This is a genomic window from Solidesulfovibrio sp. (assembly GCF_029978005.1).
Taxonomy (GTDB): Bacteria; Desulfobacterota; Desulfovibrionia; order Desulfovibrionales; family Desulfovibrionaceae; genus Solidesulfovibrio.
Window position 1 is genome coordinate 1 of sequence record NZ_JARKOZ010000175.1, and the last position, 7,759, is coordinate 7,759.

7 protein-coding genes are annotated in these 7,759 nt (G+C 68.5%); 6 read left to right on the top strand and 1 reads right to left on the bottom strand.

Features of this window, described 5'->3' with window-relative positions; all coding sequences use genetic code 11:
• A partial coding sequence (locus tag Q1K70_RS18825; RefSeq protein WP_300163056.1) for a PilT/PilU family type 4a pilus ATPase occupies window positions 1–880 on the bottom strand: 880 nt, incomplete at its 3' end.
• 335 nt (window positions 881–1,215) lie between these two features.
• Here Q1K70_RS18825 and Q1K70_RS18830 point away from each other — a divergent pair.
• The 6 genes from Q1K70_RS18830 to Q1K70_RS18855 form a co-directional block, all read left to right on the top strand.
• Window positions 1,216–1,401, top strand: a complete 186-nt coding sequence (locus Q1K70_RS18830) for a helix-turn-helix domain-containing protein (protein WP_300163059.1) — start codon at window positions 1,216–1,218, stop codon at window positions 1,399–1,401.
• 33 nt (window positions 1,402–1,434) lie between these two features.
• Window positions 1,435–3,486 (top strand): hypothetical protein, encoded by a 2,052-nt coding sequence (locus Q1K70_RS18835; protein WP_300163062.1) that lies wholly within the window; start codon window positions 1,435–1,437, stop codon window positions 3,484–3,486.
• 3 nt (window positions 3,487–3,489) lie between these two features.
• Window positions 3,490–4,023 (top strand): hypothetical protein, encoded by a 534-nt coding sequence (locus Q1K70_RS18840; protein WP_300163065.1) that lies wholly within the window; start codon window positions 3,490–3,492, stop codon window positions 4,021–4,023.
• A gap of 28 nt (window positions 4,024–4,051) precedes the next feature.
• Window positions 4,052–4,537: a hypothetical protein gene (locus tag Q1K70_RS18845; RefSeq protein ID WP_300163070.1), complete on the top strand. Its 486-nt coding sequence runs from the start codon at window positions 4,052–4,054 to the stop codon at window positions 4,535–4,537.
• 51 nt (window positions 4,538–4,588) lie between these two features.
• Window positions 4,589–6,544 (top strand): type II and III secretion system protein, encoded by a 1,956-nt coding sequence (locus Q1K70_RS18850; RefSeq protein ID WP_300163072.1) that lies wholly within the window; start codon window positions 4,589–4,591, stop codon window positions 6,542–6,544.
• A gap of 11 nt (window positions 6,545–6,555) precedes the next feature.
• The coding region (locus tag Q1K70_RS18855) for an AAA family ATPase (RefSeq protein WP_300163075.1) at window positions 6,556–7,759 on the top strand (1,204 nt) is incomplete at its 3' end.

Consider the following 7,759-nt stretch of genomic DNA (forward strand, 5'->3'; position numbering starts at 1 on the left):
GGTTGCGCACGGCGGTATTGGCCAGGAGAATCTCCTGGGCGAGAACCCGGCCCGGCGCATCGGCGCGGGAAAAGAGCATCTGGGAAATCACGGCGCACAGCGATTCGGACAGGGCCGAGCGGATCTGCGCCTGCCGGTCGCCGGGAAAGACGTCGATGATGCGGTCGATGGTCTTGGCCGCCGAAACGGTGTGCAGGGTGGAAAGGACCAGATGGCCGGTTTCCGCCGCCTCCAGGGCCAGTTCGATGGTCTCCAGATCGCGCATTTCGCCGACGAGGATGATGTCCGGGTCCTCGCGCAGCGCCCCGCGCAGGGCCGCGGCGAAGGAGCGGGTGTCGCGCCCGACCTCGCGCTGGTTGACCAGACAGCCCGTGGAGGCGTGCACGAACTCGATGGGGTCCTCGATGGTGATGATGTGGTCGCGGCGGTTGTCGGCGGCGTGGCGCACCATGGCGGCCAGGGTGGTGGACTTGCCCGAGCCCGTGGGCCCGGTGACCAGGACCAGCCCCTTGGGGCGCATGGCCAGTTCGGCCAGGATGTCGGGCAGGCCCAGGTCGGCCAGGGTCGGGACCACCTCGGGGATGGCCCGGAAGGCGGCGGAGACGCCGCGCTCCTGGCGGAAGTAGTTGGCGCGCATGCGGCCGATGCCCGGCGCGGCGTAAGCGAAGTCCAGGTCGCCCGTCTCCTCGAAGGTCTTGATGAGCCGCTCGGGCGCGATCTCGTAGAGCAGGGCCTTGAGTTCCTCCACCTCCAGCACCTTGTATTTGATGCGTTCCAGGCGGCCGTTTAAGCGCAGCATGGGCTGGGAGCCGCTGGCCAGATGGAGGTCCGAGGCGCCGGTCTCCTTGAGCATTTTGAAGAAGGCATCGATCTGGGCCATGGGACCGCCGGGAAGGTTGGGGTTGCCGACGGCCATCCCCTAGCACGGAGGCGGGGGGTTTTGGAATCGCCGGACCGGGGGCCGGTCGATGCGGGCACGGCTTTTGTAAGGTGAACGTCAGGTTCTCCTCGCGGCCGGCTCTCGGGACGGCAAAGCGGGGAAGGACCTGGACGCGCGGCGATGGGCAGGATCGCCGGGAGTTTAACGAAATGGAACGGTCGGCGAAACAACATGAGAAAATGAAACGCCATACGGGGCGTTCGGTAACAGCCGCAGTTTTTTTTTGGCCGAAGTCGACCGTAGGTATCGTTAGATAGCGATAAGGAGCGAGGGCGATGCGGGAGAACAATTCGGAGGTCAAGGAGACCTACACGGTGCAGGAAGTGGCCAAGCTGCTCAAGTGCAGTGATCAGACGGTGCGCAAGTTCATCAAGGGGCGGTCGCTTCGCGGGGTCAAGGTCGGTCGCGGCTGGCGCATCAGCCACGACGAGGTGGTGCGTCTGACGCGGCTCCAGGGGTAGGACGGGGCGCTTTTTCGGGAACGGGGACGGGACATGGCCAAGGACGAGAAGATCACGCCGAACCAGCGGCTTCTGGATATGATCCGAAAGCCCGCTTCCGGCGCGGCCAGGGCGGCCACGGCCGGGGCGGTCCGGGCGACGGCGCGGCGACGGCGGCCGAGCCTGCTCGCCGGGCTGTTGCCCGGAAACAAAGCCGTCAGCGTCGGCGTGGACATTTCCCAGACCCAGCTCGTGTGCGTGAAGATCCGGGGCCGGGACGCCGGCTTCGAGGTCATGGGCAGGGTCGTGGTCGCCGTGCCCGAGGGTGTGGCCCCGGGCAGCCCGGAATTCGTGGCCCTTTTGCACCGCACGCTTTCCGATCTGTGCGGTCCCGGCCCCCTGCCGCAGGTCTGGGCGGCGGCCCAAAGTTCCCGGGCCAATCTTCAGTTCGTCTCCATTCCCAAGGTGTCGTCGCGCCAGGTCGACAACGCCGTGTTCTGGACGGCCAAAAAGGACATGGGCTTCGACGAGGCGGCCGTGGTCTTCGATTTCGAGCTGCGGGGCGAGGTGGCGGAAAAGGGAGCGATCAGGATCGGGGCCATGGCCTACACCGCGCCGCGCGACGCCGTGGAGGTGGTGCGCGGGGATTTCGCCCGGGCCGGCTTCCCCCTGGCCGGGCTCACCCTGGAGCCCTTCGCCCACCAGAACCTGTTCCGCCGCCGGCTGGTGCCCGAGCCCACGGCGACCACGGCCAACCTCCACGTGGGCCAGAACTGGTCGCGCCTGGAGATCTACGCCAACGCCAACCTGATGTTCGTGCGCGTCATCAAGACCTCCATGTCCGGCATGATCCAGGCCGTGCAGGAGGCCCTGGACGCCCACCGGCACTCCTCGCCCCAGGCCGCCGCCCCGGGCAACGGCGCGGGCGACGGCGCGGGCGACGGGGAAAACGGCGGCATCAGCCTTTCGCCGGAGATCGCCGGCCCCATGCTGCTGGACCTGGACGACAACAGCGCCGGCGGCCTGGTCCTCGACCTGGACCCCGAGCCGGCGGCCGGCCGGGCGGCGGAAGTCGCCCCGGGCCCGGGCGTGTCCCCGGACCAGGCCCGCGAGGCCTTCGAGGGCATCATCTACGGCTGCGAGGACCTGCCCGACGACCACCCCGGTGCGGGGCTGGGGCCGGAAGAGGTCATGGGCATGCTCGAGCCCGTGGCCTCGCGCCTGGTGCGCCAGGTGGAGATGACGCTCAAGCATTACCGGGAATCGCTCGGCTACGACGCGGTCACGCGCATGACGGTTTCCGGGCCGCTCGGGGCGAGTCCGCCGTTTCTGGCCTACATCGGCGAGCAGACGGGCCTGCCCTGCGCACCGCTCGATCCCATGGGCGATCGCGTGGCCGACGTCTGCTCCCCGCAGGGGAGGACGGCTCCCGGTCCGACCTGGTCCCAGGCCCTGGGGCTGGCCTTTTCCGAAAAGGCCATCACGCCCAGCGCGCTTTTCACCTACGCCGCCAAGGCGGCCGAGCGGGGGGCGCGGCTGGTGGAGCAGTGGAGCCTGGTCGGGCTGGCGGCGGCGCTGGCGACCATGGCTTTTTTCTCCTTCGACGCCGCGAGCCAGGTCAGGACGTTGACCGCGCAGCGGGAGGCGCTTTCCCGGGAGATGGCGGCGCTCGGCGCGGCGGCCGACCCGGCCGGGCTGTCGCGCCTGATGGGCGAGCTGCGTTCCAAGCGCGAGTCGCTGCGGGCGTTCGTTTCGCGCAACAGGGCCGTGGGGCTTTTCGAGCAGGCCCTGGCCCTGGCGCCGGAGGGCGTGGCCCTGGGCTCCATCACGAGCGAATTCGGGCCGCCGTCCGCGCCGCCCAAGGACGGGCAGGCCAAGCCCGCCCCGGTCCCGGCGGCGGTCGAAACGCCGGCCCGGGTCGTGCTCGAGGGCATGATCACCGGCGACGCCAGGCTGTTCGACTCGATGCTGGCGAGCTACGTGGTGGCGCTCGAGAATTCGCCGCTTTTTTCCAACGCGTCCGTGAAGAAAAGCGATCTCGAGGCCCTCGAGGGCGGGGCGACGGGACTGCGCTTCGTCATCGGGCTGTCGCTGGGAGGGGAGTAGGCCATGAACCTTGCCGAACTGAGAAGACGCCTGCCGCCCCGGACCCTGGGCTACCTGGTCGTGGGCGCGCTCCTGGCCGGCGGGTTTTTGGCCATGTTCATCATCCCGGACTACCGGCAGGCCAAGACCATGACCGCGGAGATCGAGCATTTGAAGGCCACCCTCGAGGTGCGCCGCCAGATGGCCCCGGTGGTCCAGTCCCTGGCCAAGGCCCAGTCCGCCCTGCCCGCCGTGGGCGGGACGGAAAAGCCGGCGAAGCTGCCCCTGGCCGACGTGGGCCGGCTGGCCATGGTCATGGACGAGCTGGCCGCGCCGTATGCGCTACGCCTGACCCGGGTGTCGCCGGACCCGGCCTCGGTGACGCGCGACGGCCTGCTGGCGGTGCGGCTGGGGCTTTTGGGCGAGCCCGACAAGTTTCGCGAATTTCTCTTGGCCCTTGGCCGCTACGCTCCCCTGGTGCGGATCGAATCCGTGTCCTCGGTGGTGGGGCGCGAAGGGCGCGAGTACGCGGTGAAGTGCTGGCTGGGCGTGCAATGAGCGGGACCGGCGGGAAGCGGAGTCGGCGATGACCTCTCGGGAAAAGATCATCCTGGCCGTGACGGGCGTGGTCGCCGTGGCGGGACTGTGGATCGCCCTGGCCGGCAACGGTCCGGTCGCGCCCAAGGACCCGGCCGGCCCGTCCGCCGCCGACGAGGCGGCCAAGGCCGGCTCCATGATGGCGGCCATCAAGGACGCGGCGCTCACCCCGGCCGAGCTGGCCATGGTCGCGGCCATCGACGCGCCCTGGCCGCGCCAGGCGTTCTACGACAGGCCCTTCGCCGGCCAGGAAGCGGCCAAGCCGGTGACCCGGCCGCATTACAGCGGCTACGTGGAGCTCGGCACGGGGCGGCTGGCCGTGGTGGACGGCCTGGAATACCAGGTCGGCGACACCCTGGAGAGCGGCGGCTACAAGGTGGCCTCCATCACGCCCGACATGGTGGTGCTGGAGAGCCTGGGCAACGGGCAGCGGATAGAGATCCCCTACGAGGGGCGGGACGCCCTGCACCAGTAGGGCAGGCGCGGGCTTTGCCGCGCGGGGAGAAAGGGTATGCGAGGTCGCTTCATGCAGGGAAATCGGTACGGCCGGGCGGTGATCGCCGCGCTCCTGGCGGCGTCGCTTGCAGCCCCCGGGTGCGTGAAAAAGCCTCAAAAGGACGCCTTCGTCCAGCACTGGGACACCCAGGCCAACCGGTCCGAGGGCTATTCTCCCACGGCGCGGCCGCGCAAGATCGAGAAGGAACAGGCGGCCATCAGCACGAAAAAGCAGGCCAGGGAAGAGGCCAAGCCCGTGAGGCAGTTGCCCAAACAGCGGGTGACGCTACGCATGTACGACACGGACCTCGTGGCCGTGGTGCGGGCCATGGCCCGGGCGGCCAACCAGAACGTGGTGCTTTCGGCCTCCATCCCGGGCTCCACCGGCGGCGGCCAGGGCCAGGGGCAGGGCCAGGACAAGGGCGGGCTTCGCATCAACGTCAACGTGGCCGACGCGCCCTGGGACGAGACGTTTAAAAGCATCCTGGTCTCCAACGGCCTGACCTATTCCATCGACGGCGACATCATCCGGGTCATGACCCTGGCCGACATGGAGCAGCAGAACAAGCTCAAGGAGGCCGACAACAAGATGGCGGCCGAGGCGGCCAAGGCCAAGGAACTCGAACCCTACGAGACGTGGAAGGTCGAGATCAATTTCGCCGATCTGGATGAAATGGCCGTGACGCTCAACGCGCTGTGCGGCAACACGGCGGCGATGCCCGGTGTCGGGACCAAGAATCTCTCAGAGTTGTCGAAGCTGACCGGTGCAGGCACTCCGGGTGATCTCGTGAAGTCTTCGAACATCTCCGTTTCCGAGCCGGCCAAGGCTCCGACTCCGGCCCTGCCGGCGCTCGGCGACTACAAGCCCGGCCTGCTCAAGGGCTTCGTCATCCCGGACCACTACAGCAATTCCCTGGTCATCCAGTCTTCCAACGCCGACGCGGAAAAAATCATCCAGCTCATCGAGAAGCTCGACCAGCCGCGTCCCCAGATCAGGCTCAAGGCCTTCATCGTGCAGACCGACATGACCACGGCCCAGCAGTTGGGCTTCCAGTGGGGCGGCCTGCTCAAGAACTCCAATTTCCAGATGTCGCCGGCCCAGGCGGGCACGATCACCGGGACCAACACTTCCGGCAACAACGGCTCGACCACCGCGACGAGCACCACCACCGGCGGCACGGCGGGTTCGACCGTGGCCACGAGTTCCACGGGCACGAACACCAATACCGGGACTTCGAGCCTGACCAACTCCCTGTCGCCCATCTTCGGCGGCGGCACCTCCGGCCAGGGTTTCGCCATCAACAACCCGGCCAGCCTGACTTCGGCCGCCACCGGCCTCGGCGCTTCCGGCACGGGCCTCAACTTCCTGTTCGGCAAGATCGGCGAGAACGTGCTCGAACTGCAGCTCACCGCCCTGGCCGAGGACAACAAGGTCAAGATACTCTCGAGCCCGACCATCACCACCATGGAGAACAAGGAAGCCTACACCGAGAACGGCAAGAAGATTCCCTACGTCTCCACCTCGCAAAACGGCACCAACGTGCAGTTCGCCGACGCCCTCCTGCGCCTGCAGATGCTGCCCCACGTCATCGACGGCAGCAACCTGCGCATGAACATCGTGGTCAAGGACGACCAGGTCGACGAGAACCAGAGCAACTGGGTCCAGGGCAACCCCCCGATCTACAAGCGGGAGACCCGCTCCACTCTGGTCGTCGAGGACGGCGACACCATCGTCATCTCGGGACTGACGCGCGACACCATCACCGACGGCCAGTCCGGCGTGCCGTTTTTGCGCGACATCCCGGGGCTGGGCTGGGCCTTCAAATCCAAGAGCAACTCCATCGAACGGGAACAGATCCTCATTTTCGTCACGCCCACGATCCTCAAGGAAAAGCCCGTGCCGCCGGTGCCGCCCGTGGCCGATCGGATGGACCCGCAGGCCCTGGCGCGCGGACCCGTGGCCGCAACCGACGTCGTGAAGCCCTAAGGAGGACGACCATGAGCTATTACCTTGCCCTGGGACTCGACCGGGAACCGTTCTCCAACTCCCCGGACCCCGACCTGCTCTACCGGGCCAAGTCCCACCTGGAATGCCTCCAGCACATGGAAATCGCCGTGCGCCTGCGCCGGGGCCTCAATGTCGTGCTCGGCGAGGTCGGCACCGGCAAGACCACGCTCGGACGGGAACTGGCCCGCATCCTCGCCGCCGACCCCGGCATAGAGGTCCATTTCCTCGACGACCCCTACCACCCGACGCCCGTGGAATTCCTGCTGGCCCTGTGCCGGCTCTTCGGCCGCGACGCTTCGGCCTTCGGCCGCGACGCCGGCCCCATAAAGGACGCCCTCAAGGAAGAGCTGCTCAGGCGTAGCGCCGACGGGGAACGCATCGTGGCGCTCATCGTGGACGAGGGGCAAAAGATCACCCCGGATTGCCTGGAGCTTTTGCGCGAGCTGCTCAACTTCGAGACCAACACCCACAAGCTGCTGCAAATCGTCATGTTCGCCCAGAACGAGTTCGAGGACGTGCTGGCCGCCCGGCCAAACCTCGACGACCGGGTGAACTTCCGCTACCGCCTGCTGCCCCTGGACCGCCGGCAGACCCGGCGCATGATCGAGACGCGCCTGGCCCGCTGCGCGCCGGACGGCCTCGCCCCCAACGTCTTCACCCCCCTGGCCATGCGCCGCATCCATCGTCTGACCAAGGGCTATCCTCGCAAGATCGTGCGGCTTTGCCATTTGTCCATGCTGCTGGCCGTGGGGTTCGGCACGCGTCGCATCGGCTGGGGCCTGGTGGGCCGGGCCGCCCGGGAGTCCCGGGGGGGCACGGGCGCATGGCTGCGCCGCGCGGCGGCGGCCTGCGCCTGCGCCGCCCTCATCGGCGCGGCCGGCTATGGCCTTTCCGACCCGGACTTTTCCGCCATGCCCGAAAAGCTCCTGGACCTGGCCCGGCAGGGCCGCATGACCCTCGGTCTGGCCGCCGCGCCGGCCTCCCCGGCGGTCGCGGCTCCGGCCGTGGCCGTGCCTGCCGCGCCCGAGACGGCGTCCCTGGCCGAGGCGGCCGAGGAAACGGCCAAGCCCGTGGCCGCCGCCGTGGCCGCTCCCAAAACGCCTGCGGCCGCACTCGCGCCGGCCGCGCCGCAAGCGCCGGCTTTAACCGCGACAGTCGTGGCCGCACCGACCGGGCCGGAAGCGCCCGTCGCCG